The following is a 25,256-nucleotide window of genomic DNA, read 5'->3' as shown; positions in this document are numbered from 1 at the left end:
TGGCCCAGGTGCCGGCTACCTTGCGCCGGCGCATCCTGCGCGCTCGCTGAGGGCCGCGGTGGTGGCCATGGCCCAGGCAGCACCGGCGCAACCGGTTGCGGTGCAGGGCGGGCAGACTACCGCGGGTGCGTGCCTGGGTGCTGCCGCAAGGCAACTGTCCCACCCACGCCCGAACCTGCGCGCCACCCAAGCGCTCACCGGCGCACTACCTGTGGGCGGTGTTGATCGCACGTGTATCTACGAGGTTGTTCCGCAGCTGTGCGCGATGTGCCGTGGGCAAATGCGGTTAATCGCCTTTATCACCGAGGGCACGCGGATCAGGAGAATCCCCGACTGCGAAGTCGATCAGCGTGTCAATTGGTGGACTGAGCGAAACGCCGACTCAGACTTGCTGCGTGATGGATTGCGTGTACGCCAGACCGTAAGCCGAGTTGTCAACAACGGCCTCGTCATACAACGTCTGCGACCGCTCCGACTTCAGCAATCAGCGGTGTTTTTTGCGCGCCAAACCCATGCCATACTTGGCCGAACTGCACTTCAGACTCGGCTATGGCCGGGATGGTCCGAACGCCGAACGGGTGCAGGCACTGGCTAGGCTCGAGTTGACGTTGCGGGACGACACGGGCCGGTTCCAGCGCGTCCCGTTCTCCCGGCCGGACTCTGTTCTGGTCAACGAAATCTTGCGCGACGTGGAACTGTTGACACCGGCGAGGGAGGGACGATGGAACGCTATGAATTGGTGGAAGGCGCTTCCAGCAAATTCTGGGAAGTGGAAGTGAGTGGGATGAACCTGACGGTGCGCTTCGGGCGCATCGGTACGGCGGGGCAGACCAAGACCAAGACCTTCGGTGATGCCGCGGCGGCGCAGAAGGAATGGGAGAAGCTGGTCAAGGAGAAGACGGGGAAGGGGTACGGCCTGGTCAACAGCGGCGGCACCCTGGCGCTGGCGGCTGCCAAGCCGGCCGCCCCGGCAGGGCCTGCCGCGAAAGCTCCGCCGGCGCCAGCGGCAACAGCGCCAGCCACGCCCACGGCCTCCCCCGCGCCGGTTGCGCCGGCGCTGCCCACGGCAAACCCCACGCCTGCCCCGTCGGCGGACATCGCCTGGCCCGAAGGCGGCTTCGAATGGACACCCGCCCTGCGCCAGGAACTGCCCGCGCTGCGCGGCGTCCATGTCCCCCCGCCGGAGCAGCCCTACACGCCGGGGCAGCCGGTGCCCGCTTTCGCTTCCGCCGCCAAGTGGTTCCGGCACGACCTCCTCGCCGCCATGGCGCTGGCGGTCGGCGCGACGTGGTCGCCCTGGGGCCAGGCTTCGAAGGACCACCTCACGCACGAAGCGTTCTCGCGCAAGGATGGGAATGCGTGGATGGAATTGCTGGCGCAGGTCTGGTGCGCGGAACTTTCGCAGGGATACGGGCAGCCGCGGGACAGCAACGAGTTTGGAATCCAGCGCGCCGTGCACGCTTGCTGCACGCTGCACGGCCTGCCCTTCGCGCTGGAAGTCGTCCTGCGCCTCTGGGCCGCGCAGCAGGGCGGCCAGGGTACGGCCTACCGGAGCGAGGAGCCCCTCACGACGCTGCGCTGGGCCGTCGCCGCCGCCGAACCCGCCGCGTACGAAGAAGCGCTGGCCGCGGCCGGCGCGCTCAAGGCGCAGCACTCCGATTGGGCACCGGCGTTCGCCTTCGTCTTTCCGCACCTGGCGGACTGGTGCATCGAAGCCGCGGGCGCGGCGCCTCACGAAGGCCACCTGCTGCTTGCGACCGCGCTGCCGGTGGCGGATTGGATCCGCTACGCCAAGGCGCAGGCCTGGTTGCACTGGGGTGTGGTGCGGCCTGCCCTTCTGGTGCAAGTGGCCGTGCATGGCGAAGAGACCCTGCCCGCGTTCGCCTGGGCGCTGGCGCGCGCGGAGAACCGCGACACCGCGCGCGAAACCGTCACGCTGCTGCTGCGCCTGAAGACACCGGCCATCGTCGGCTTGCTCGCCAGCGGCATCGACAATGCCGAGGTGCGGGACGGGCTCGACAAACTCGCGGCGGACTATCCCGCCGCGGTGCTCCAGCAGACGATCCAGCGCAGCATGAGCGCTGGCGACCGCATGCTGGAAGGCTGGACGGTGCGTATGGCCCTGCGGGCCCCGGGCGCGCTGCAACAGGCGTTGGCCGGCGCCGAGCCAACCTTGCGCAGCCGCTTCGAAGCGACGCTCGCGTTGCTGCAGCGGCCCGAAGCCTCACCCGAGCAGCTGCCGGACGTCTTGCGCGCACCGCCGTGGCTGGGTCGCGCGCGACAGGGCGAATTGCCCGTGCTGGCCGTGACACCGCAGCCGCTGCCCGACCGGCTGGAATGGGACGAAGCCGCATTGCGCGAAGCACGCGGCTTCGAGGTCGAACATCGCCTGCGCAATATGCCCAAGGGTGAGCGCTTCCCGCAGGACCTCGGCCTCACCGCCAGCGGCGCCGAACGGCTGCTGGCCGGCCAGCCCTTGCAGGGCGGCGACGTGAAGATCGACAACTACTACAGCCGTGCGCGTCCCGATCTCATCCTGGCCTCGCCGCAGGTGGCGCAGCTGCTCCTGTGGAACAGCTTCCCGCCTTCCAGCTGGGCGCTCTGGGCCGAGCCGGGCCCGGCCGTGCGTGCCATCCTTGCCCGGCACGGCGTGGCCGCGCTGCCCGGCCTGCAACGGCTGATCCAGGCCGCGCCCGACAAGGCGCTGCCGCTCGCCGCGGGCATCGACAGCCCGCGGCTGGTCGAGACCATGGCGCGCGCGCTGCGCAACCTGAAGAAATCGCGCGGCGTGGCCGAGCATTGGCTGCGCGCCCATGCGCGCACGGCGCTGTCGGAGGCGTTGCCGCAGGCCTTCCGCGAAGGCGCGGCGAGCGCGCGTGACGATGCGCGCTACGCAGTGCGCTGGCTGCACGCGCAGGGCTTCGATGCCCTCGCGCGCGAAGTCGCCGCCGGCTACGGCGCGGGCATGACGGCGGCGCTCGACGCACTGCTCGCGCTGGACCCGCTGCTGGCGTTGCCCGCACGCATGCCGAAGCTGCCGGCTTTCTTCGTGCCGGCCGCGTTCCGCCGGCCGGTGCTGCACTCGGGCGGCGCGCTGCCTGTCGCTGCCGCCGAACACCTGGGCACCATGCTCGCCATCAGCAAGCTCGACGCGCCTTACGCCGGCCTGCAACTGGTGCGGGATGCCTGCGCGCCCGCTTCGCTGGCTGAATTCGCCTGGGACTTGTTCGAGGCCTGGCTCACCGCCGGCGCTCCCAGCAAGGAAGCCTGGGCCTTCAGCGCGCTCGGCCTGCTGGGCGACGACGAAACCGCGCGCCGGCTGGCGCCGCGCATCCGCGAATGGCCGGGCGAGTCGGCGCATGCGCGCGCCGTCACCGGGCTGGATCTGCTGGCCGCGATCGGCACCGACGTCGCGCTGATGCACCTGAACGGCATCGCGGGCAAGGTCAAGTTCAAGGCCCTGCAGGAGCGCGCGAAGGAAAAGATCGCCGCCGTCGCCGAAGCGCGCGGCTTCACGCCGGAGGAACTGGCTGACCGCCTGGTGCCGGACCTCGGGCTGGATGAAAGCGGCACGGTGGTGCTGGACTTCGGGCCGCGCCAGTTCACCATCGGATTCGACGAGGCGCTCAAGCCCTTCGTTCGGGATGCCGAAGGGGCGCGCCTGAAGGACCTGCCCAAGGCGGTGAAAACCGACGACGCCGCGCTCGCCGAGGCCGCGACCGAGCGCTACAAGCTGATGAAGAAGGACGCGAAGGCCGTCGCCAGCCTGCAGCTGATCCGGCTGGAGATGGGCATGGTCGCGCGTCGCCGCTGGAGCGCCGCCGACTTCCAGCTGTTCTTCGTCGAGCATCCGCTGATGCGCCACCTCGCCGCGCGGCTGGTCTGGGGCGTCTACGCGGAGGGCCGCCTCACGGACGGCTTCCGGCTCGCCGAAGACGCGACGCTGGCGGGCGCCGACGACCTGCGGTTCGAGCTGCCCGCGGACGCCAGTGTGGGCATCTGCCACGTGCTGGAGCTGGACGCGGCGATGCATGCGGCTTTCGGCCAGGTGTTCGCCGACTACGAGATCCAGCAGCCGTTCCGCCAGCTGGATCGCGAGACTTACACGCTCACGCCCGACGAACAGGGCCAGCCGACGCTGAAACGCTTCGCCGACAAGACCGTGGCGACCGGCAGCGTGATGGGGCTCATCAACCGCGGCTGGGAACGCGGCCAGGCGCAGGACGCGGGCTGGGTCGGCGAGTTCACGCGGCGCCTGGGCGAAGGCCTCGAAGTGGACGTTTCGCTCGACCCCGGCACCATCGTCGGCGACATGTCCTACGAACCCAGGCAGCGCATGCCGGAAGTCACGTTGCGCAAGACCGGAACCTATGGCAACGAGGGGCTGGTGCCCTTCGGCCAGCTCGATGCCATCCTCGCCAGCGAGATCCTGCGCGATCTCGACCTGCTGGCGCCTCTGCAGGAGTGAAGGCGATGGAGCACTACGAACTGGTGTGCGATGTCGACAACATGGAAGACACATGACGATGACGATCCCCTGGCCCGACGAAGGGCTGCTCTGGGACGAGGCCTGGACCGACAAGCTCCCGGCCTTTCGCGGCCTGTGTGCGCCGCCACCGCCGGGCCCACCCCGCTATCCCGAGCTGGTGTCGCTTCTGGTGTCGCTGCGTGACGCCCACCCGGCCATTTACGAGATGATGGAACACCCCTCGGCGGAGATGCTCCACCGGCTCGGCGAGGCCGCAGGCCAGCCATGGACGCCCTGGTGGCGCATCGAGGAGGAGCGCATCACGCCGGAGGCCCTGCAGCAAGCCGATCCTGCCGCCTGGCTCGAACTACTGGCCCAAGCCCGCAGCCTAAGCTTCTCCCACCCCTACCCCTGGGCGGTGGACGCTTGCCTGCAGCTGCACGGCTTCGCCTTCGCGCTCGACCGCGTGCTGGCGCTGTGGGTGGTGGAGGCGGCTGCCCGCGATGGCTGTGTCCAGACCAGCGGTCCCGATGTGCTGCGCAACTGGCTCGCGGGTGCGGCAGACGCCGAGCACGAGGCCGCGCTCGCAGCCGCCGAAAGCCAGCGCCAGCGTGATCCGGTGCGCCGCCTGGCGTGCGCCTGGCTGTTCCCGCACAGGGCGGACTGGGCGCGAGATGCGCTGGCGGACCGGCAGCCGGCAGCCGCCGAGCTGCTCGCGACCTGCGCTGTCAGCCCGGTGGACTTCGAGGCGCTTCAGCCGCCGGGCGGTTTCTTCGGGCCTCAACTGCTGCAGCTACGGCTGCACGGGCGCGTAGCCTTCGACCCGCTGGCGCGCCGGCTCGAGCACGAACTGGCCAAGGGCAGGGCCTTCGACAAGACGCTGGAAATGCTGTGCGCTCTGAGGGTGCCGGCACTGGTCCACCTGCTGGTGCGCCACATCGAACACCCCAAGCTGAAGGGCGCGCTCGACGCCTTGGCCGTCACGCATCCGGCAGCAGCGCTGCACGCCGCCATCGAGCGGCAGTTCCAGGCACCCACCCGCACCCTCGAGCCGTGGCTGCTCGCGCTCGGCGACCGGGAGCCGGCCGCGCTGGCACTGGCGCTGGCGAATCTGGACGACGGCAGCCGCGCGCGCTTCGAAGTGCGACAGGCGCAGCTGCAACGCAGCGACAGCCCCCAAGCTGCGGCGCGCGCGCTGCTGGCGAATCCACCTTGGGAACGCGGCGTGAAGGCGCCCAAGCTGCCGGTGCTGGAACTGGCGTCCATCGCCACCGAGGAGCGCATCCACTGGCCGGAAGGGCAGCAGGAGCGGGTACTGGCGCACCCGCCGCGTTTCTGGAGCGAGCAGCCTATGGCGGACAACTTCCCCGTCGCCCTCGGGCTGCGGCAGGAAGGCCGGTCCCAGCTGCTCGCTGGCGAGCCGCTGCGGCCTGCGGACGTCGAACAGGCCGGACGTTCGACCCCCTCCCTGCGGCTGGTGATGCTGGCACCGGAAACCACCCGGGTGCAGCTGTGGAACAGCTGGCCGGGGCCCTGGGAGGGGGACGGCCAGACAGTCATCTGGCTGCGTGCCCACTACGGCATCGCCGCCCTGCCGGGACTCGCGGCCTACGTGCAGCAGAAGGCGACCACCGGCGGCTTGTACCACGCCGACGACGTCGAGAGCCCGCGCTTGGTGCCGCTGATGATGCAGGTGCTGCGGCACCAGAAGAAGGAACGGCCGCGTGCCATGGGCTGGCTGCGCCGGTTCGCTCGCACCGCGCTGTTCCAAGCCCTGCCGCTCGCATTCCAGCGTGCCGCCGGCAAGCCGCGCGAGGATGCCCGGCATGCTGTGCGCTGGCTCGCGCGCGAAGGCCAGCGGGCGCTGGTACTTGAGGTGGCCGCGGCCTACGGCGACGCCATGGTGGAGGCGGCGACGGCGCTGCTGGACGAGGATCCTCTGCTGGTGCTGCCGGCGCGCATGCCCCCCTTGCCCGACTTCCTGCGCGTACACGCCCTTCCCTGGCCGGCTTTGCGGGGCGGCGAGCCGCTGCCGCTGGGCGCGGTCGGTGTGGTGGTGCAAATGCTCGCCATCAGCTCGGTGGAGGCGCGGTATGCGGGCCTCGATTTGGTGAAGCAGGCCTGCACGCCGGCCAGTCTGGCGGACTTCGCGTGGGGGCTGTTCGAGCAATGGCTGACCTGGGGCGGCAACGCCGGGGACAACTGGGCGTTCTGGGGCCTGGCGCTGCTCGGGGACGACGAGTGCGTGCGCAAGCTTGCGCCCCTTGTGCTGAAGTGGCCGAGCGAGGGCTCCAGCGCACGTGCAGCGCAGGCGATCGAGCTGCTGGCCGCGATCGGCAGCGACGTCGCGCTCACGCACCTGGATGCGATCGCCTCGAAGGCGAAGACGCCGGCGCTGCGGGGCACGGCGAGCACGAAGATCCAGGCCATCGCCGAGGCGCGCGAGCTCACACGCGAGCAGCTGGCCGACCGGCTGGTGCCGCGCCTCGGGCTGGACGTTGCGGGCGCCGACGTGCTGGACTTCGGGCCCCGGCGCTTCACGCTGCACTTCGACGAGACACTCAAGCCGTTCGTGAAAGATGGCGCGGGCAAGCGGCTGAAGGATCTGCCCAAGCCGGCCGCAAACGACGACGCGGAACTGACCGATGCATCCACCCGCCGCTACAAGGCGGTGAAGAAGGACTCGAAGCTGATAGCAGACCAGCAGGTCAAGCGCCTCGAACGAGCCATGGCGACGCGGCGGCGTTGGACCGGGGAAGAATTCCGCACGCTGCTGATCGGCCACCCGGTGCTGCGCCACCTGGTGGCGCGGCTCGCCTGGGCCGTGTTCGAAGGCGAGGAGCTGCAGTGTGGCTTCCGCGTGGCCGAGGACTGGTCGCTGGCGGACGACCGCGACGCGACGTTCACGCTCACCGACGACGCCACGGTAGCGCTCCCGCACCCGCTGGAGTTCGGGCCGGAGCGCCTGCGCCGCCTGCAGGACCTCTTCAGCGACTACGAGGTTCTGCAGCCTTTCAAGCAGTTGACCCGCGAAACTTACCTGCTGACTGAGGCCGAGCGGGAGACGGCGGAACTCACCCGGTTTCGTGACCGCGTCGTGGTATGCGCCAGCGTGCTGAACCTCGCCAACAAGGGCTGGCAGGCCACCGGCGCTGACGGCGGCGGCTGGATCAGCGAGCTGACCAAGCCCTTCGGCGAGGTCCGGATCGACTTCCGCATGGAGCCGGGCACTATCGTGGGCAACCCGCTACACGAGCCGAAGCAGCGCATCCCCGAGATCCGGATGCACCGCAACGGCGCAACGGCCGACAGCAGCCCCACGTTCGCCAGTCTCGACATGGTGTCGGCCAGCGAGCTTCTGCGTGACTTCGAACTGCTGCCGCTGGCGGCGGATGTCCCATGAAGCGGGAACATTCCGTCTACGGGATCTGCTGGCCCATGCGGACTGGACGCATGACTGACAACGGCCACGCTGCAATGCATTTGGCTACAGCTGTGACCCGCCGCCCTTCATCCCCCGAGGCGCTATGACGGTGCAAACGCTGCCGTCCATCCTGCGCGACCCGCCCTGGCTGCGCGCCGACCGGCCTGCCGAACTGCCGGCGGTCGAAGTCGCGGCCATCGCAACGGCCGAGGCCATCGACTGGCCGGCCCCTTTGCTGGCACGGCTGCAGGCACGCTGGGTGCGGACGCCGGCCTCTGCGAGCGACGCATTCGGTTTCCCGCAGCAGTTGCAACTGAGCGCGGAAGGTGCGCAGCGGCTGCTGGCAGGCCAGCCGCTGCAAGCAGGCGACACGCAGGCCGACTACGCGTGGATCTCCTGCGTGATGGAGAGTCCGCCCGACGCGCAGCTGGCCTTGTGGAACAGCTTTGATCGCTGGCACTTCAGCGACCTGCGGCATGGCGAGGACATCCTGGAGGTGCTGGCCCGGTTCGGCCCCGAAGCGCTGCCGGGCGCGCTGGGCATGCTGGCCACGCACGCGGGCAAAGGCCCGCGCGTCGCGCTGATGATCGACAGCCCGCGTTTGGTGGATCGCATGACGGGCCTCGCGCGCCGGGCCAGCGTTCATCGCGGCAATGCGGAGCGCTGGCTCGCGAAGTTTCCGCGAACCACCTTGTGCCGCGCCTTGCCGCAGGCTTTCGCTGCGGCACCGGATGCACCGCGGGACCAAGCCCGCCATGCGATCCGCTGGCTGGCCGAGCGCGGGCAAAGCGCGCAGGTGCTGGCCGTAGCGGCCGAGTACGGCGATGCGATGGTGGCGGCCACCGAGGAGCTGCTGGCGCTCGACCCCCTCTTCATGCTGCCCGCGCGCATCCCGCGGCTGCCGAAGTTCTTGCAGACCGCCAAGTTGCGTCCGCCGCGGTTGCGAGACGGCGGTGCGGCCATGCCGGCGGCGAGCATCGAAGCCATCGCGACCATGCTCATGCTCGGCCAGCCTGACGCGCCCTACCCCGGTTTGGCGCAAGTGCGGGAAGCTTGCACCGAGGCCAGCCTGGCGGAATTCGCGTGGGACTTGTACGAAGCCTGGGCCGTAGCCGGCTCGCCCAGCGCCGATCGCTGGGCGTTCCGTACGCTGGGCCTGCTGGGCGACGACGAAACCATCGCCCGCCTGGCGCCCCTCATCGAGAAATGGGCCAGTGACTACACCACGCGGCCACGCTCCGACGCTGCGATGGAAGTGGCCGCCGTCATCGCTTCCGACCGGGCGCTGGCGCTGCTGGACCACCAGGCGCGCAAGGGTTGCCATCGCAAGGTGCAACAGCAGGCCGCGGCGATGCTGGCTCGCGTCGCCGAGGCGCGCGGCCTGACGGTGGACGAACTGTCGGACCGGCTGGTGCCTGGCCTGGGGCTGGACGCGCCGGGATCGTTCGTCGTGGACTACGGCGCACGAAATTTTCCGCTGCGCTTCGACGAAGACCTGCAGCCCTTCGTACGCGATGCCAAGGGCGTGCGGAAAAAGGGCCTGCCGCGCCCGCAGAAAGGGGACGACGAGGCACTGGCCCGCGCCGCGAGCGAGCGCGTCAAGTGGTTGACCAAGGAAGCGCGGGCCCTGGCGCAGCAGCAGAAGCAGCGCCTCGAACGCGCCATGGTGCTGCGGCGGCGCTGGCCCGCACCGGCATGGCGGCGGCTCTTCCTCGAGCACCCTTTGGTTCGCCTGCTGACGGCCCGGCTGGCCTGGGGCGTCTTCGACGGCGACCATTGCGTCGACGTGTTGAGGATAGCCGAAGACTGGTCGCTCGCGGACGCGCGCGACGCGCATTACACGCTGGCCGACGACGCGGTCGTCGGCATCGCGCATCCGCTGGAGATGGGCGAGCGGTTGCGGCCCATGTTGCAGCTGTTCGCCGAGTACGAGATCGCCCAGCCTTTTGCGCAGCTGGGCCGCCGCACCTTCGAGCTTTCGCCGCAGGAGCGTCGTGCGTTGGTGCTCGATCGCTGGGAGGGCAAGGTGGGGAGTCCGGCGGGTCTCCATGCCCTGGCGAAGTGGATGTGGCAATACGGGGAATCTGCGCACGACGGGACAGTCGGGAGCTTCTTGCGGCCCGCGTCCGGCGACCTGGTTGCCACTCTCCAATGCGATCCCGGCATTCCCCTGCGGGCAGACCTGCCGGCACCCGCGCAGGCGTTGCGCGGCGTCCGGTTGTTCCGTCTGGACGAGTCAGGCCGCACCCCCGCCGAAATCGGCGCGCTCGACCCCGTCGCCGCCAGCGAGATTCTGCTGGAGATCGAATCACTCATCTCACCGGGTGCCGGTCAATGAATACGAACGCCGGGCCAGACACGCTGCCAGACATCCGCTGGCCCAGCGCCGGCTTCCAGTGGAAGCCCGAGTGGAAGCAGCTGCTGCCTGTGGTGCGCGGCGTGCACGCACCGCCGCTGCCCGCGGCCGAGACCTGGCTGGCGCAGGCGCTGGTCTTGCCCGATGCCGGCGCGCATCCGGCGAGCACCTACGAGAGCGCGTTGCCGCGACTCGCCGCGGCGCACGGCCGGCCCTGGGTCTACTGGGGCGAAGCCGGGTCGCGCCAACGCATCACGCCCGAGGCCCTGCGCCAGCGCGACCCGGAATGGTGGCTGGAACTGCTGGCGCAAGCCTACGCGTGGACCCACAAGCGCGGCGCGCGCATGGCCTGGGTGGCAAGCGCTTGCGCGTCGCTGCACGGTGCGGCGTTCGCCTTCGATCGCGCCATGACCCTCTACAGGAAGATGGGCGTGTCGGACGGCCCCTGGACCGAGCCGCTGCTGCGCGCTTTGCGGCAGGCTGTCGCCTGCGCGCCCGAGGCAGAACACGCGGCCGCCCAGGCGCAGGCCGAGACCGTGCGCCTGGGCTCCGAGTACCGGGCACAGGCCTGCGCTTTCGTGTTCGCCCACCGGCAGGACTGGTGCGCGGAATGGCTCGAGCAACATCCCGACGCGCGCGACGGCGCCTTGCGTGATTGCGCGATGCCGGTGGCCACTTTCGTCGTCCGGCATCTCGAAGCGAACCTGCTTCGCATGCAGGGCCTGCAGTATGCGCTGCCGGGCGTGCTGTTGCAGGTGAGCCTGCATGGCGAGGAGGCGTTGCCCGTGCTGGGCGCCGTCCTGCACCGCAGCCTGAGCTCCCGTGACGCCAAGGAAGCCACCCTCGCGCTCAAGCTGGCCGGCGCCATGCATGTGCCCGGCGTGCTGCCGTTGCTCGCAGACCTGGCAGAGCAGCCCAAGGTGCGCGACGCCTACGCGCGGCTCGCGGCGCGCTATCCGCAGGCGGCCCTGCTCATCGCGCTGCGCCAGATGCTCGCCGGCCGCAACCGCGCGGTCGAGGCCTGGGCGGTGCGGCTCGCGCACGATCACGCCGACGCCTTGCCCGCCGCCCTGGCCGCGCTGGAACCCGCCGGCCGGGCGCGCTTCGAAGCCACGCTGGCGGCGCTCAACCCCACCGAAGCGCCGCCGGAGGCGCTGCCGCCCGTGTTGCGCGAGCCGCCGTGGCTGCAGCCGGAGCGCCGCGGGGAACTGCCCGTGCTCGACGTCCCGGTGCGTGTCACGCCCGACGCCATCGTTTGGGAAACGGACCAGCGCCAGCAGGCGCAACCCCTCGCGCATCGCATCGACGAGAAGCCACCGGAGCGCGACGCAAACGGCTTCCCGCGCGCGCTGGGCCTGACGGCCGAAGGCAGCCGCCGGCTCGCCGGCGGTGAGCCGCTGCAGGCCGGTGACTGCAAAGTGCTGAGCGGCTACGACGCCGCCAACGCGATCGTGCATGTGCCGCCCGAGCGCCGGGCGCTGCTGTGGAACGGCTATCCCACAGAGCGTCTCTACGGCGGCTACAGCTATGGCTACGGCATCGAGAGCGTGTTCCACCAGATGATGGATCTCCACGGCGCGGCCGCTATCCCCGGCGTGCTGCGCTACCTAGCCACGCACGCCGGTAAGGCGCCGCGCATCGCCCTGCTGGTCGATACGCCGGCCCTGGTGGAGCCCATGGCGGAGCTGCTGCGGAACTCGCGCATCCACTCACGCAACGCAGCGGCCTGGATCGCGAAGCACGCCCGCACGACCCTCGCCCGCAGCCTGCCCCAGGCCTTCGCCGCCGATCACAGCGCCGCCCGCGACAACGCGCGGCATGCGATCCGCTGGCTGGCCGAGCATGGCCAACACGAAACCGTGCTGCACGCCGCGCAAGAGTACGGCGGGGCGATGCCGCAGGCCGTGCAGGCGGTGCTGGAGACCGATCCGCTCTACCTGCTGCCCGGGGAGATGCCGGAGCTGCCGAAGTTCTTCGCAGCCACCGCCTTCCGCCGGCCGCTGCTGCACGGCGGCGCGGGCGCGCTGCCGCAGGCGGCGCTGGAGCATATCGGGGTCATGCTGCTGCTCGGCCGATCCGGCACGCCTTACCCGGGCGTCGCACTGGTGAAGGAGGCCTGCATGCCGGCGAGCCTGGCCGAGTTCGCGTGGGACCTGTACGAAGCCTGGGCCGGAGCCGGCGCGCCCAGCAAGGACAGCTGGGCGTTCCGGGCGCTGGGGCTGCTCGGGGATGATGAAACCGCGCGCCGCCTGCTCACGCGCATCAACGACTGGTCGGCCCAACCCGCCACCCGCGGCCGCGCCGAAACGGCGCTCGACCTGGTGGCGGCGATCGGCAGCGACGTCGCGCTGATGGTGCTCAACGTCCTGGCCACCAAGGGCCGCCACAAGCGCGTGCAGAAGAAAGCGACGGCGATGATTGCGGCGGTGGCCGCGGAGCGCGGACTCACCATCGACGAACTCGGCGACCGGCTGGTGCCCACGCTGGGCCTCGAGGAGGAAGGTGCCGGCACGCTGGACTTCGGTGCACGCGACTTCAGCCTGGGTTTCGACGAGGCGCTGCGCCCGTTCGTGCGCGACGCCAAAGGGGCCCGGCTGAAGGACCTGCCGAAGCCGAACAAGGCCGACGATGCCGTGCTCGCAGCTGCCGCAGTGGAGTGCTTCAAGAACCTGAAGAAAGATGTGAAGACCGTTGCCAGTCTGCAGGTGACGCGGCTGGAGCGCGCCATGCTGCTGCGCAGGCGCTGGAATGCGCCCGAGTTCCGCCGCTTCTTCGTGGACCATCCGCTGGTACGGCACCTGGCCGCGCGCGTGGCCTGGGGCGTATTCGAGGACGGTCGCTGCGTGCACGCTTTCCGCGTGCGCGAAGAAAGCACGCTGGCGGACTGCGCCGACCGCGAGTTCGCCTTGCCGGACGATGTCCTTGTCGGCGTACCGCACGTGCTGGAGATCCCGCGGCACGACCTGGCGCCGATCTCGCAGCTGTTCGCCGACTACGAGATCGCGCAACCCTTCCGCCAGCTGGCGCGTGAGACCTACGCACTCACGCCGGACGAACTGCAGAAGTCTGTGCTGACGCGCTGGCACGACAAGGACGTCGCCTGCGGTAGCCTGCTCGGGCTGGCGCAATGGACCTGGCAGCGCGGATACGCCGGTGACGGCGGCATGATCAGCCACTACACCAAGCGCGCCAATGGCGGCCTGGTGCTGAGCGTGTCGTTCTCCCCCGGCATCTACGTCGCCGGCGGCGTTCCCGACTACCGACAGACACTTTTCGACGTTTACATCTCGCGCGAAGGCGGCGAGGGCGTCCAGCCCTCCTCCGCCACTTTCGCGGACCTGGACCCCGTCCACGCCAGCGAACTCGTGCGCGACCTCGAGTTGCTGGCTCCGGCCCGCGACGACATTGCATGACCTGCCAGGCCAGCGAGGTCCTGCGAGAGTTCGAGTTGCCACCGATCGCGCCACAATGAAACCCATGACTACCACCGCCAACAAGAGCCAGCGCCCGCCGGCCGAAGTACTGCACGCCGACGAGCTCGCGGCACTTGCCAGATCGGACCGCGACCCGCGCCCGCCGGGCTGGCGCCTGTCGATGAAAGCCGTTCGCCGCTTCGTCGTCGGCGACCACGACATCAAGACCAAGATCGTCTGCCCGCCGAGCCTGATCGAACGCGCCATGGTCACACTGGCTTCCAACCGCGCGCTGCTGCTGGTGGGCGAGCCCGGCACCGCGAAGAGCCTGTTGTCGGAACTGCTGGCGGCGGCCATCAGCGGGACCAGCACGCTCACCATCCAAGGCAGCGCTGCGACGACCGAGGACCAGATCAAGTACGGCTGGAACTACGCCCTGCTGCTGAACGAAGGGCCGAGCCCGCGCGCGCTGGTTACCTCGCCGCTGTACCGCGCGCTGCAGGAAGGGCGCATCGTGCGCTTCGAGGAGATCACGCGCTGCCCGGCCGAGGTGCAGGACGGGCTGCTGTCGATCCTGTCGGAACGGCTCCTGATGGTGCCCGAGCTGCCCGGCGACAACGCCGTCTTCGCCGCGCCCGGCTTCAACCTGATCGCCACTGCCAACACCCGCGACCGCGGCGTCAACGAGATGTCGGCCGCGCTCAAGCGCCGCTTCGCTTTCGAGACGGTGTTCCCCATCGCCAGCTATGACGAGGAACTCGCGCTGGTGCAACGCGAGGTGGCGCGGATGCTGGCGCACGACGGCGTGGCGACGCGACCGGCCTCCGAGGTGTTGGAGGTGCTGGTCACCACGTTTCGCGAACTGCGCCAGGGCGTCGACCAGGAAGGCGGCGCCATCGAGCGCCTCTCCACGGTGGTCAGCACCGCCGAGGCCGTGAGCGTGGCCTACGGCGTGGCGCTGCGCGGCCACTACCTGCGCGGCGACTCGGGCCAGCCGGGCGACATCGTCGAAGCGCTGGCCGGCGCTGCCGCCAAGGACAACCCGGACGACCTGAAGAAGATCCGTCGCTACATCGAGCACAAGGCGGGCAAGCGCAAGGGCGAGCATTGGCAGCAGTTCCACGCGGCACGGCACCTGTTGCCGCAGTAGGAGCAGGCACGTGCAGGTCCGCGTCCTCGGTGTGCGCCACCACAGCCCGGCCTGCGCCCGGCTGGTGCGGCACGCCATCGAGCGCGACCAACCCGCCGCCGTGCTGATCGAAGGGCCGGCGGACTTCAACGCGCGCATGGGTGAGCTGCTGCTGGACCACCAGCTGCCCGTCGCCCTCTACAGCTACGCGAACGAGGGTGCGAGCCCGGCCCAGTGCTGGTTCCCCTTCCTCGACTACTCGCCCGAGTGGGTCGCGCTGCGCGCCGCGCATGCGCAAGGCGCGCTGCTGCGCTTCATCGACCTGCCGCACTGGCAGTACCGCGCCATCCCGGATGCGCGTGCGCACATCGGCAGGATCAAGCCGGAGCGTTCGCGTTACGCCGACGCCGTGCAGGCGCTGTGCCGGCGCTTCGGCTGCGATGGGGACAACGCGCTGTGGGACCAGTTGTTCGAGACCGTCGAGGACGACACCGCGCTGCGCGAGCGGCTGGACTTGTATTTCGACGAGCTGCGCGGTGACGACCCGGGCACGCCGCAGGATCAGGCGCGCGAACTGCAGATGGCACGCTGGGTCGCCTGGGCCACGCGGCAGGTCGGCGGGGGCAGCGTGCTGGTGGTCTGTGGGGGCTGGCACAAGCGCGCCATCGAGCAGCTCTGGCCGCGGCAATCCGTCCTGGAAGAGCCGGTGACCTCGCCGCCCGAAGACGTGCGCGCGGCCGGCTGCTACCTGGTGCCCTATGCCTGGCGGCAGGTCGATGCGCTGGGTGGCTACTGGTCCGGCATGCAGTCGCCCATGTTCTACCAGTGGGTGTGGGACCACGGCCTGCCAGCCGCGGGCGAGCGCGCCATCGCCCAGATCGTGCGGCGCCTGCGCGCGAAAGACGTTCCGCTTTCCACCGCCGACCTCATGGCGATGCGCGAATCGCTGGGCCGGCTCGCCCACCTGCGCGGCCGTGCGCACCCCCTGCGCGGCGACATCCTCGATGCCCTGCAGTCCGCCGTGATCAAGGAAGCGCTCGAAGCGCCGCCGCCCTGGGTGGACCAGGGCCTGCTGGGTGCCCACCATCACCCCGTGCAGCGCGAGGCGCTGATCGCGCTCACCGGCGAGGGGGGTGGCTCCCTGCACGCCGACACGCCCCTGCCGCCGCTGGTGCACGACATCGTCGCCCAACTCGCGCAATGCGGCCTGGAGGCGAAGGCCACCAGCCAGAAGCACGTCATCGACCGGCGGCGCGCGGACGACGAACCGCGCGCGCGGCTGCTCTGGCGCCTGCAGCTGATCGGGGTGCGCGGTGCGCGGCTGGCCGAAACGAAAGCGCCGCTCGCCGCGCGCAACCTGCCGCCGACCTTGCGTTTCGAGGAACACTGGACGCTGGTGCAGGACGAGCGCTGGTTTCCCGACGTGATCGAAGCCGCGGCCTACGGCGCCACGCTCGAGGCCGCCGCGCGCCAGCGCCTGGCGGAAGCGGTGCGCGGCGCGGGTGGCGATGTGGCGCGCGCGGCCCACGCGCTGCTGCAGGCGATGCGCGCCGGCCTGCACGACATGGGCGCGGAGCTCGCGCGCCAGCTCGAGGCGGCGCTGCCGCAGGCCCACGACCTGGGCGCGCTGGCCGGCGCCGCCCGTGTCCTGCTCGAGGTGGTGCAGGCGGGCTTCTGGGGCCAGGACACACGGATCCTGCTGGAAGGCGCGCTGGCCGCGGTGGCCGCGCGCATCCTCGTGCTGCTGGACGACCGGCAGGGGCCGGCCGAAGGGCAGGCCCTCGAGGCGGACGTGGCCGCAGTGGGCGTGCTCGACACCATGCTGCGGCAGCAGCTTGAAGGCGCGGCGGGGCTGGACCGCACCGCCTTGCTCGACACCTTGCTGCGGCTGGCGCGCACGCCTACGGCCCCGCCCGCCCTGCGCGGCGCGGCGCTGGCGGTGAGCTATGGCCACGACCACCTGGGCGACCAGGCGGCCGAGCAGATCCTGGCGTTGCTGCGCGCCGTGCCGCCGCGCGATGCGCTCGGCGATTTTCTCTTTGGCCTCTTCTCCTGCGCGCGTGCGCTGGCCACCGGCTCCGGCGCCATCGTGGCGGCCGTGCACGAAGCGCTGGAGGCGATGAGCACGGACGACTTCCTGGTGGCCCTGCCGCAGCTGCGCGCGGCCTTCACCTGGTTTCCGCCGCGCGAGCGCGGGGCTGTCGCCGATCGCGTGGCGGCGCTGCTGGGCCTGTCGGCCATGGAGCAGCAGCGCCTGCTCACGCTGCGCAGCGGCACCGACGCGCTGCTCGACGCCAAGCGGGTGGAAGCGCAGGCGCTGGAATGGGCACGTGCCCTGGGGCTGGCCGCATGAAGCCCGCCGTGGTGCTGTCGGCCGCCGAACGCTGGCGCCTGCTGCTGGGCGAAGCGGCGCAGCAAAGCCTGGGTGGCGGCTTGGGTGACGGCGCCACGGCCGCCGCCATGGACCGGGCGCTGGCCTGGCTGTACGGCCGCGATGAGCCGGAAGGCGACGCCACCGACAGCCGCGAACGCCAGGGCGGCGGCGGGGCTTCGCAGTTGACCGTGCCCGAGTGGATCAACGACATCCACGAGCTGTTCCCGCGCGAGACCATCGAGAGGCTGGAGCGCGACGCCATCGAGCGCTACGGCATCGACGAAGTGGTGACCAACCCCGAGGTGCTGGCGCGGGCTGAACCCAACCCCGCGCTGCTGAAGGCGGTGATGCGCACCAAGCACCTGATGAATCCGCACGTGCTGGCCCTGGCCCGGCAACTCGTGGCCAAGGTGGTGAAGGAGTTGATCGAGAAGCTGGCGAAGGACGTGCAGCGCTCGTTCAGCGGCACGCGGCGGCGGCAGCGTATTTCGTCGCGCGGTTCCTTCAGCCAGTTCGCGGCGCGCGAGACGCTGCGGCGCAACCTGAAGCACTTCGACACCGCCGGACGGCGCGTGCTGATCGAGCGGCCTCTGTTCTACGCGAACACGCGCCGCACGCTGGAGCCGTGGCAGGTCTTCCTGCTGGTCGACCAGAGCGGCAGTATGCTGGGCAGCGTCATCCACTCGGCGGTGACGGCTTCATGCCTGTGGGGCCTGCCCGGCGTGCGCACGCACCTGGTGGCTTTCGACACCGAGGTGGTGGACCTGAGCGACAGCGTGCAGGACCCCGTGGAAGTGCTGATGCGCGTGCAGTTGGGCGGCGGCACCGACATCGGCAAGGCGGTGGCCTATGCCGTCGAGCGCATCGAGGCGCCGCGCCGGGCCATCGTCGTCATCGTGAGCGATTTCTACGAAGGCGGTTCCGAACACGCGCTGGTCGGTCACGTGCGCGCCTTGTGCGCGCAGGGCACCAAGGTGCTGGGTTTGGCCGCGCTGGACGAGCAGGCCAACCCGGAGTACGACCGCGCGCTGGCCGGACGCCTGGCGGACGTGGGCGCGCAAGTCGCGGCGATGACGCCCGGGCAACTGGCGGCGTGGCTGGCGGAGAAGCTGAATTGAGCCTGCGCACCGACTTGCTGCACCTCAGCCCCGAGGCGCTGACGCAGGCGGCCAATGCAGGCATCGTCAAGCGCGCCGTCCGCGAACTCGAAGGCGGCTACCGGCCGCAGTGGACGCAGGGCGACGATGGCACGCTGGAGGCGGCATTCAGCGACGGCATCCGCACGGTCTGGCCCGCTGCCACGCCGATCCAGCATGTGCGCTGCACCTGCGGCGCGGCCAGCATCTGCCGGCACCGCATCATCCTGGCGCTTGCGTATCGCGCAGGCGCGCAGGCGCATGCCGCGGTCCCCGCGGCGTCGCCCGGCGAGGCGACGGACGAAGCCCTGGCCCGCCTGCTGCCGTCGGCGCTGCTCGCACGCGCCACCGCCGCGCGCGACGGCGGCATCGGCATCGACGTGCACCGCGCGTCCAGCGGCGAGCCTTGCGACACCGCGCGCCTGCCGGCGGCCACCGTGCGCTTCTGGGCCGGCGCTTCCATCGAAGCCGCGCGCTGCGACTGCGTCGCGCAGGCGGCGTGCGAGCACGTCGCGCTGGGCGTGTGGGCGTTCCGGGTGGCGGACGCGCGGGACGCCGCGCTGCCGGTGCAGCGCGTCCACCTCGGGCGGCACGGCGAGCGCCTCGCTGTCAATTTCGCCCCCTGGCATGCCCTGGCCGAGGCGCTCGTGCTGCACGGCGCGGCCGCCGGTCCGGCGCCGGTGACACCGGCGCTCAGCCAGGCGCTGGAAGCCGCACGGGGCCTGAAGGCCACCTGGCTGGTGCACCTGCTGCAGGATATCGAGAAATGGTCGGGCGCCTATGCGGCGCGCAGCGCGCTCTACCGCGCCGAAGACGGCTTCGCCCTGCTCGCGGAACTTGGCCTGCGCTTGAACGCGGGCCAGCTGCCCGGCAGTGCCCAGGCGGTACTGGGCATCGGGCAGGGCGACGACACCGAGCTGGACCGCCTGCGCCTCATTTGCCTGGGCGCGCGCACCACGCGCGACGGTGAAGCCCGGCGCGCCCGCCTGGTGCTGGCCGATGCGGACACCGGCACCGCGCTGGTGGGGACGCACGAATGGACAGTGCCGTCGGGTGAACCGATCAACGAGCGCGTGCAGCGCGCCACCCAAAGGCTGGCGCCGGGCGTGCGCCTCGATGCGCTGGCGCAGGGCCAGTTGCTGGCGCGCCAAGCACGCCGCCGCGCCGACGGCAGTCTGAGCCTGGCGCGCAGCCGCGGCTCGCAGAACAGCGTGCTGCCGCAAGTCCCCGATTGGGGTTCTCTGGGCCCGCCCTTGCGCTACGACAGCGTGGAGGCGTTGCGGGCGCAGCAGCAGTCGCACCCGACGGTGCAGGTGCTCCCGCGCCATGCGGCGCGCCGCTTCGCCGTCTTCAGCCCGGCCGCGGTTGAAAGTGTGGTGTACGACCCCGTGACGCAGACGCTCGGCGCGGTGCTGCACGACGCCTCTGGCCAGCCCCTGCTGGTGCGCCGCAGCCACGAGAACCATGTGCGCGAAGCGCTGGATGCCCTGGCCGCGGCCATGACGGGCAGCCATGGGCCGGTGCGGCACGTGGCCGGGGTGCTGCATTGGACCGGTGACTGGCCGGTGCTGGATCCGTGGGCGGTGGCTTGCGACAGCATCGTGGTGCCCGACTTCGCACCGGCCTCCGACACGCTCGCGCAACTGCCGTTGGGGCGCTTGCCGGAGGAAACCGCGCATCCCGTGGGTGCCGCGCTCGCGCGGCTGCGCGGCGCCGTCGCGGAACTGCTGCATCACGGCCTGGTGCAACTGCCAGCCGGATGGAACCAGCAATGCCTGGACGCCGGGCGGACTTTGAGCGCCCATAGCCTGCACACGCTGGCCGGGCGGCTCGACGGCCTGCGCATCGCTACTCTGTCGGCGCAAGCGAATCCGCGCCAGGCGCGGCTCGCTCCGCTACTGCTGCAGCTCACCGCACTGGCCCAGCTGCATGACGATGCGCTGGTGCTGGCCGGCTTGGCGCCGGCCGGCTGAACGCCCGCCGTCAAGATCTTTTTGGGTGCTTCTCTTCCTTCTTGTCGCCGTCGAACCTGCTGTCGGTGGCCGAGCGCCCCCACGCCGCGGTCTGCTCTTGTGCGACTTCCTTGGCGATGCCGAATCGGTGCTGGATGCGCCCCGAGAGTTCTTCGCGACGCCTGCGACGACGTCGAGATCGTCGTCCGTGAGCTTGCCCAATTGGGTCTTGGCGCGGTCGGTCAGTTGCTTCCAGTTGCCTTGAATGCGGTCCCAGTTCATGCGTAGCTCACAAGGCCTTTGCGGCCGGTCTTAAATAACTCCCGCTAAGTAGTTGATCTGAGAGTCCATTTTTCTGGGAGTTACTTTCGGACGATTTTCGGCAGCCGGCCGATTACTTCGCTTGATCCGCAATCCATGCCCGGCCCGTGTGACGGCGATAAGATGTGCCCATGCCTACCCCCTCCCGCTTCTGGGCCGACCTCAAGACCACCGACTTCGCTGCGCTCGACGCCGCGAAGACCGTGGCGGTGTTGCCCGTCGGCGCCACCGAGCAGCATGGGCCGCACCTGCCGCTGTCGGTGGACCAGAGCCTGGTCGATGGTGTGGTGGCTGCATGTTTGCCGCAGTTGCCGGCGGACGTGCCGGTGCTGGTGCTGCCGACGCAGTCGGTGGGCTACAGCCCCGAGCACTCTCAGTTTCCCGGAACGCTCACACTGCCTTTCAACACGGTGATCAAGACCTGGGTCGGCATCGGCGAATGCGTCGCGCGCTCGGGGGTGAAGAAGTTGCTGCTGCTCAACGCCCATGGCGGGCAAGTGAGCCTGATGGACATCGCGGCGCGTGAGTTGCGCACCGGCGCCAACCTGATCGTCTACAGCAGCAGCTGGTGGAACCTGCCGCTGGGCGATGCGGTGAATGGCCTCTTCAGCGCGGAAGAACACCGCTTCGGCGTGCACGCCGGCGAGATCGAAACGTCGATGATGCTGGCGCTGCGCGGGCAGTTCGTCGACATGGCGCAGGCCAAAGACTTCAAGTCGACTTCGCAACAACGTGCGGCCCAATACCCCATCCTCGGCAACGGCCGCAGCGCCAAGCTGGGCTGGGCCATGCAGGACTACAACGCCCAGGGCGCGGCGGGCAACGCCGCCGGTGCCACGGCGGAGAAGGGCCGCGCGGTGCTCGACGCGGCGGGCAGGCAGCTGGCGCAGCTGCTGCAGGAAATCTCCAGCCTGCCGCTTACTACGCTGGTTGACAAGCCTTCGCTGTAACGCCGGCTACCGCATCTGCCGCACGGCACCTGCCAGTGCGTCCCACGCCTTGAGCGTCAGCGGATGCGTGAAGCCCGCGCCGGCCACCGGATGCGAACTCAGCTTCACCACCACCATCTCGGCCGCCGGGTTGACGTGAAGCATCTGCCCGTTCACGCCCGAGGCCTCGAACGCGCCATCTGCGTTGTGCAGGATCCACCACTGGTTGCGGTAGCTGTAGCCAGCACGGAAGGCCATGCCCGACGCCTTGAACTTCTCGCGGTCGCCGCCGCGGCGCAGGTCGTCGACGACGGCCTGGTCGAACACGCGCTGGCCGTTGAACACACCGCCCCGGCGCAGCGTCTCGCCGAAACGTGCGAGATCGCGCGCCGTGGCGCTCAGGCCGGCGCCTTGAAGCGGCGTGCCCACCGGGTCGACCATCAGATTCGCGTCTTCTTCCATCCCGAGCTTCGTCCACACACGCTCGCTGAGCAAGTCGGCGAAGTGCTTGCCGGTGACGCGCGAAACGATCCAGCCGCGGCGCTGCCGCGGATCGACGGCGATCCGGATGCGCTGTTCCTGCACGGGCGCTTCCTGCTCGTGACGGGCGACGCCGCAGGTGCGGTCGAACGGCTTCGCGCGGCAGCGCGGCTGCACCCGTTTTCGGCACTGCTTCGCATCACGCTCGCGCGGGCCCTCGCCCATGCCGGCGATGCGCAGGCCGCACTCGCGGAGGCGCAGGCCACCTGCGACGAGCACCCCGAGAGCGCCATCGCGGCCATCTATCGCCAGGGGCTTCTTGCCTGGGCCCGGCCGGACGCTGCGGTGGCGACGGCGGCCTGGGCGGCGGCGGAGCAGCGGGATGCGCCGCCGATGGCGCTGTCCGTCGTCGCGTACGCGCTCGCACGGGCGGGCCTGACCGCTGAGGCGATGGAGGTGGTCGACGCTGCGTTGGCGTGCGGCGCCGTCTCGCCGTGCGCGGCGGTGCTCTATGTTGCAGCCCTGGTCGCGGTGGGCGATCATGCGCGCGCCTTCGATTTGCTCCATGCGGCGGAACGGGCGCACTGCGGGGTGCTGCCCATGGCGCTGCGCGACCCGGCCAACGTGCCGCTGCGCGGGCTTCCGGAATATGAGCAGGTGCTGCTGCGCGTGTTCGGGCCTCTGGCAAATATCTAGACCAGTCTATATAATTCGGGCCATGGACGCCCGCTTCCTCGACAGCCCCCGTGACCGGATGGTCGACGCCGCCATCGCTGGCATGCGCACCTGCGGCCTGGCCGGCGCCGGCATCAACCAGGTGATCGCCGCCAGCGGCGCGCCCAAGGGCTCGCTGTACCACTACTTCCCGGGCGGCAAGCTCGAACTGGCGCGTGAAGCGTTGGAGCGATTCGGCGAAACGCGCCAGCAGGAACTGCAGACGGTGCTGGCCGGCGACGGCCCGCCTGACCAGAAGATCGCCCGCCTCTTCAAGCGCGCGGCCAAGGGCATGGCGCAAGAAGATTTCCGCTACGGCTGTGCCGTGGCCGGCGTCACGCTCGACCTGGACGAGGACTCCGCCGCGCTCGGCCCGGTGTGCAGCGGCCTGCTGGATTCGTGGACGCAGACCCTCGCCGTGCTGTTCGAGCCCTTGCCCGCCGCGCGCCGCAAGGCCCTGGCCCGCTTCGTCATCACCGCTTTCGAAGGCGCGCTGGTCCAGGCCCGCGCCGCGCGCAGCACCCAGCCCTTACTGGAGGCCGGCGAGCTCGCCGGGTCGCTGGTCCGGGCCCAACTCCAACCCTCCTGAACGAGCGAGAAAACGCCATGTCCCAGTACGTCCCCGAGCGCAACGTCGACTTTTTCAACCGTCTGAGCCCCGGTACCTTGCCCGGGCTGCTGGGCATCCAGATCCTCGAGGTAGCACAGGGCCGCCTGAAGGCGCAGCTCGAAATCCGCAAGGATCTGCACGCGCCCAACGGCTTTTTGCATGCCGGTACCGTGGTCACCCTGGCGGACACGGCCTGTGGCTACGGCTGCTCCGCTCACCTGCCGGCCACGGCCAAGGGCTTCACCACGATCGAGCTCAAGAGCAATCACCTGGGCACGGCGCTGGAGGGCGTGATCGAGGTCGAGGCCAAGGCCGTGCACCTGGGCCGGACCACCCATGTGTGGGACGCCGAGGTGCGCCACCAGGGCACGGGCAAAACGCTGGCGCTGTTTCGCTGCACGCAGATGGTCCTCTGAGCGTCTGTCGGGAACTGCATCGGCGTTCATCGGCGTCGTCCTACGCCACTTGGTGCCGGCGCCGACAACGCTCGCGCAGCCACGCGATAGGCTGGGGAATCGCCGGCGCTTGCCGGTGTTTACTTCCCCAAGGAGCCAGACAATGACGACAGTTGCCGACGTGATGACCCGAGGCGTGCGCAGCATGTCTCCCACCGACACCGTGGCCAAGGCCGCCCAGGCCATGGACGAGTTGAACGTGGGCGTGATCCCCGTGTGCGACGGCGGCAAGGTGGTGGGCATGGTGACCGACCGCGACATCGTCGTGCGCGGCATCGCCCGGGAATTCGACATGAAGACGGCCAAGCTGGCCGACGTGATGAGTGCCAACGTGCGTTGCGCCACCGAAGGCCAGGAGATCGACGACGTCCTGGACCAGATGGCCGATTCGCAGATCCGCCGCATGCCGGTGGTGGACGGCAACCAGCGCCTGGTGGGCATCATCTCGCTGGGCGACATCGCCGACAAGGACCCGGGCGACGAGTTGGATGTGGCCCAGTCGCTCGCCGAAATCTCTTCGCCGGCCAAGCCGGACCGCGTCTGAAAGGAGACCACCATGCCGAGGAGGCGCGCAAGAGGCCGTCGGCCGTTGAATTCTTCACGCTTTGGTGTTGCGCGTGCCCAACCCGCACACGAATACTTGACGAGGTTGTGCGCGCCATCACATTCGCGTCACACAGCGGTTCCTACACTTGAGGGAAAGAAAGGAGCCGACATGCGATTCTCAGCAGCCATCCAGCCCCAGCAGCCGTTGCGCACCAGCGCGGCTTCCGATTTCATCCGCCGCATTGTCAGCGGCCAGCTGCCGCACCAGCAGCAGCCCGAGCCGGTAGATGTCAAAGAGCTCCCGGCCGATCTCGACCAGCGCGTGCGCCTGGTCGGCGAGTGGTAGCTCAACCTTTTTGAAGCGCCTCCAGCAGGCTGCGCAGCCCGCCGACGGCGGACTGCGCGCCGCTCATTTGGGCCCGCACGATCGCCCCGTCCACCGCCAGCGCCGCCGCTTGAGCCTGTGAGGCGAGCGCCGGCCCGGCGGGCAGCAGGTCGGCGATCACCTGTTCCATCTCCTGTTTGTGCTTCCGGGCGATGGCCGCCGAATCCGGCAGGCTGCCGCCGACTTCGGCCACGGCATTGATGAACGCGCAGCCGCGAAAGGCCGGGTCGGCGAACCACTCGGCCATGGCGGCCGCCAGCGGCGCCAGCCCGGCGCCCGGCCTGGCGCCATGCCGTCCCAGCGCATCGACGAACCAGGCCATCCAGCGCTCGTGCCGAAAGGCGAGGAAGCTGCGCACCAGGTCGTCCTTGCTGGGGAAGTGCCGGTAGAAGGTGAGCTTGGCAACGCCCGACTCCGCGATGATGCGGTCGATGCCGGTGGCGCGGATGCCGTCCCGGTAGAAGAGTTCATGCGCCGTGACCAGGATGCGGTCGCGGGCGGGCAGGGCGGCAAGGTCCATGAGTGCATTGTAGACAGACTTGTCTACCTGTGGCACAGTCCGTG

At 70.2% G+C, this 25,256-nt stretch carries 16 protein-coding genes and 2 pseudogenes; 15 read left to right on the top strand and 3 right to left on the bottom strand.

From position 1 onward, the window contains the following. Positions 1-13: 13 nt before the first annotated feature. From EEB15_RS34635 to EEB15_RS17255, 9 genes and pseudogenes are all read left to right on the top strand, one after another. Positions 14-328: pseudogene (locus EEB15_RS34635) on the top strand (IS91 family transposase); the annotation flags it as partial. A gap of 393 nt (positions 329-721) precedes the next feature. Next, a complete protein-coding gene (locus EEB15_RS17290) occupies positions 722-4,468 on the top strand; it encodes a DUF4132 domain-containing protein (RefSeq protein WP_141511124.1) in 3,747 nt (1,248 codons plus the stop codon). A 52-nt stretch (positions 4,469-4,520) separates the two neighbouring features. Further along, entirely contained in the window at positions 4,521-7,871 is a 3,351-nt protein-coding gene (locus EEB15_RS17285; protein WP_158290151.1) for a DUF4132 domain-containing protein, read from the top strand. A gap of 124 nt (positions 7,872-7,995) precedes the next feature. Beyond that, positions 7,996-10,230 (top strand): DUF4132 domain-containing protein, encoded by a 2,235-nt coding sequence (locus tag EEB15_RS17280; RefSeq protein ID WP_141511122.1) that lies wholly within the window; start codon positions 7,996-7,998, stop codon positions 10,228-10,230. Then, positions 10,227-13,661, top strand: coding sequence for a DUF4132 domain-containing protein (locus EEB15_RS17275; protein WP_141511121.1), 3,435 nt, complete (start codon positions 10,227-10,229; stop codon positions 13,659-13,661). The genes EEB15_RS17280 and EEB15_RS17275 overlap by 4 nt, the downstream gene beginning before the upstream one ends. A gap of 64 nt (positions 13,662-13,725) precedes the next feature. Continuing rightward, the gene (locus EEB15_RS17270) at positions 13,726-14,811 is read left to right on the top strand and encodes an AAA family ATPase (protein WP_233259525.1); all 1,086 of its coding nucleotides are present in this window, start codon (positions 13,726-13,728) and stop codon (positions 14,809-14,811) included. Positions 14,812-14,821: 10 nt separating this feature from the next. Next, positions 14,822-17,143: a DUF5682 family protein gene (locus EEB15_RS17265; RefSeq protein ID WP_141511119.1), complete on the top strand. Its 2,322-nt coding sequence runs from the start codon at positions 14,822-14,824 to the stop codon at positions 17,141-17,143. Beyond that, a complete protein-coding gene (locus EEB15_RS17260; RefSeq protein WP_141511118.1) occupies positions 17,140-18,282 on the top strand; it encodes a VWA domain-containing protein in 1,143 nt (380 codons plus the stop codon). Before EEB15_RS17265 ends, EEB15_RS17260 begins: the two co-directional genes overlap by 4 nt. Further along, on the top strand, positions 18,279-20,273 hold the full coding sequence (locus EEB15_RS17255) for a hypothetical protein (RefSeq protein WP_141511117.1): 1,995 nt from the start codon (positions 18,279-18,281) through the stop codon (positions 20,271-20,273). Before EEB15_RS17260 ends, EEB15_RS17255 begins: the two co-directional genes overlap by 4 nt. A gap of 10 nt (positions 20,274-20,283) precedes the next feature. Here EEB15_RS17255 and EEB15_RS34260 read toward each other — a convergent pair. Next, a pseudogene (locus EEB15_RS34260) lies at positions 20,284-20,534 on the bottom strand (CsbD family protein). 170 nt (positions 20,535-20,704) lie between these two features. Between EEB15_RS34260 and EEB15_RS17245 the strand changes: the two are divergent. After that, positions 20,705-21,523 (top strand): creatininase family protein, encoded by an 819-nt coding sequence (locus EEB15_RS17245; protein ID WP_141511116.1) that lies wholly within the window; start codon positions 20,705-20,707, stop codon positions 21,521-21,523. A 6-nt stretch (positions 21,524-21,529) separates the two neighbouring features. On the opposite strand, the gene EEB15_RS34255 is transcribed toward EEB15_RS17245, so the two are convergent. After that, positions 21,530-22,087, bottom strand: coding sequence for a serine hydrolase (locus tag EEB15_RS34255; protein ID WP_233259524.1), 558 nt, complete (start codon positions 22,085-22,087; stop codon positions 21,530-21,532). Positions 22,088-22,102: 15 nt separating this feature from the next. Between EEB15_RS34255 and EEB15_RS34250 the strand changes: the two genes are divergently transcribed. The 5 genes from EEB15_RS34250 (at position 22,103) to EEB15_RS33705 (ending at position 24,653) form a co-directional block, all read left to right on the top strand. Continuing rightward, complete coding sequence (locus EEB15_RS34250; protein WP_233259523.1) at positions 22,103-22,678, top strand: hypothetical protein; 576 nt, start codon at positions 22,103-22,105, stop codon at positions 22,676-22,678. Positions 22,679-22,700: 22 nt separating this feature from the next. Then, positions 22,701-23,285: a TetR/AcrR family transcriptional regulator gene (locus EEB15_RS17235; RefSeq protein WP_158290149.1), complete on the top strand. Its 585-nt coding sequence runs from the start codon at positions 22,701-22,703 to the stop codon at positions 23,283-23,285. Positions 23,286-23,302: 17 nt separating this feature from the next. Continuing rightward, positions 23,303-23,722 carry a PaaI family thioesterase gene (locus EEB15_RS17230; protein WP_141511114.1) on the top strand — a complete coding sequence of 140 codons (420 nt, stop codon included), beginning with the start codon at positions 23,303-23,305 and terminating at the stop codon, positions 23,720-23,722. Between the two features lie 142 nt (positions 23,723-23,864). Next, a complete protein-coding gene (locus EEB15_RS17225; protein ID WP_141511113.1) occupies positions 23,865-24,305 on the top strand; it encodes a CBS domain-containing protein in 441 nt (146 codons plus the stop codon). 171 nt (positions 24,306-24,476) lie between these two features. Then, complete coding sequence (locus EEB15_RS33705; protein WP_158290148.1) at positions 24,477-24,653, top strand: hypothetical protein; 177 nt, start codon at positions 24,477-24,479, stop codon at positions 24,651-24,653. A 1-nt stretch (position 24,654) separates the two neighbouring features. Here EEB15_RS33705 and EEB15_RS17220 read toward each other — a convergent pair whose 3' ends face one another. Next, entirely contained in the window at positions 24,655-25,212 is a 558-nt protein-coding gene (locus EEB15_RS17220; RefSeq protein WP_141511112.1) for a TetR/AcrR family transcriptional regulator, read from the bottom strand. Positions 25,213-25,256: the final 44 nt, after the last annotated feature.

Source organism: Ramlibacter sp. WS9, assembly GCF_003797765.1.
GTDB lineage: Bacteria > Pseudomonadota > Gammaproteobacteria > Burkholderiales > Burkholderiaceae_C > Ramlibacter.
The sequence above is the reverse complement of the archived record's forward strand: the minus strand, read 5'-3'. Positions and strand labels throughout refer to the sequence as shown.

What these genes read in the sequence shown, in the direction of transcription:
- EEB15_RS17225 (WP_141511113.1), top strand. Translation starts at nt 23,865, where the DNA reads ATGACGACAGTTGCCGACGTGATGACCCGAGGCGTGCGCAGCATGTCT.
- EEB15_RS17280 (WP_141511122.1), top strand. Translation starts at nt 7,996, where the DNA reads ATGACGGTGCAAACGCTGCCGTCCATCCTGCGCGACCCGCCCTGGCTG.
- EEB15_RS17235 (WP_158290149.1), top strand. Translation starts at nt 22,701, where the DNA reads ATGGACGCCCGCTTCCTCGACAGCCCCCGTGACCGGATGGTCGACGCC.
- EEB15_RS17285 (WP_158290151.1), top strand. Translation starts at nt 4,521, where the DNA reads ATGACGATGACGATCCCCTGGCCCGACGAAGGGCTGCTCTGGGACGAG.
- EEB15_RS17275 (WP_141511121.1), top strand. Translation starts at nt 10,227, where the DNA reads ATGAATACGAACGCCGGGCCAGACACGCTGCCAGACATCCGCTGGCCC.
- EEB15_RS17230 (WP_141511114.1), top strand. Translation starts at nt 23,303, where the DNA reads ATGTCCCAGTACGTCCCCGAGCGCAACGTCGACTTTTTCAACCGTCTG.
- EEB15_RS17220 (WP_141511112.1), bottom strand. Translation starts at nt 25,212, where the DNA reads ATGGACCTTGCCGCCCTGCCCGCCCGCGACCGCATCCTGGTCACGGCG.
- EEB15_RS17245 (WP_141511116.1), top strand. Translation starts at nt 20,705, where the DNA reads ATGCCTACCCCCTCCCGCTTCTGGGCCGACCTCAAGACCACCGACTTC.
- EEB15_RS17260 (WP_141511118.1), top strand. Translation starts at nt 17,140, where the DNA reads ATGAAGCCCGCCGTGGTGCTGTCGGCCGCCGAACGCTGGCGCCTGCTG.
- EEB15_RS17270 (WP_233259525.1), top strand. Translation starts at nt 13,726, where the DNA reads ATGACTACCACCGCCAACAAGAGCCAGCGCCCGCCGGCCGAAGTACTG.
- EEB15_RS33705 (WP_158290148.1), top strand. Translation starts at nt 24,477, where the DNA reads ATGCGATTCTCAGCAGCCATCCAGCCCCAGCAGCCGTTGCGCACCAGC.
- EEB15_RS17290 (WP_141511124.1), top strand. Translation starts at nt 722, where the DNA reads ATGGAACGCTATGAATTGGTGGAAGGCGCTTCCAGCAAATTCTGGGAA.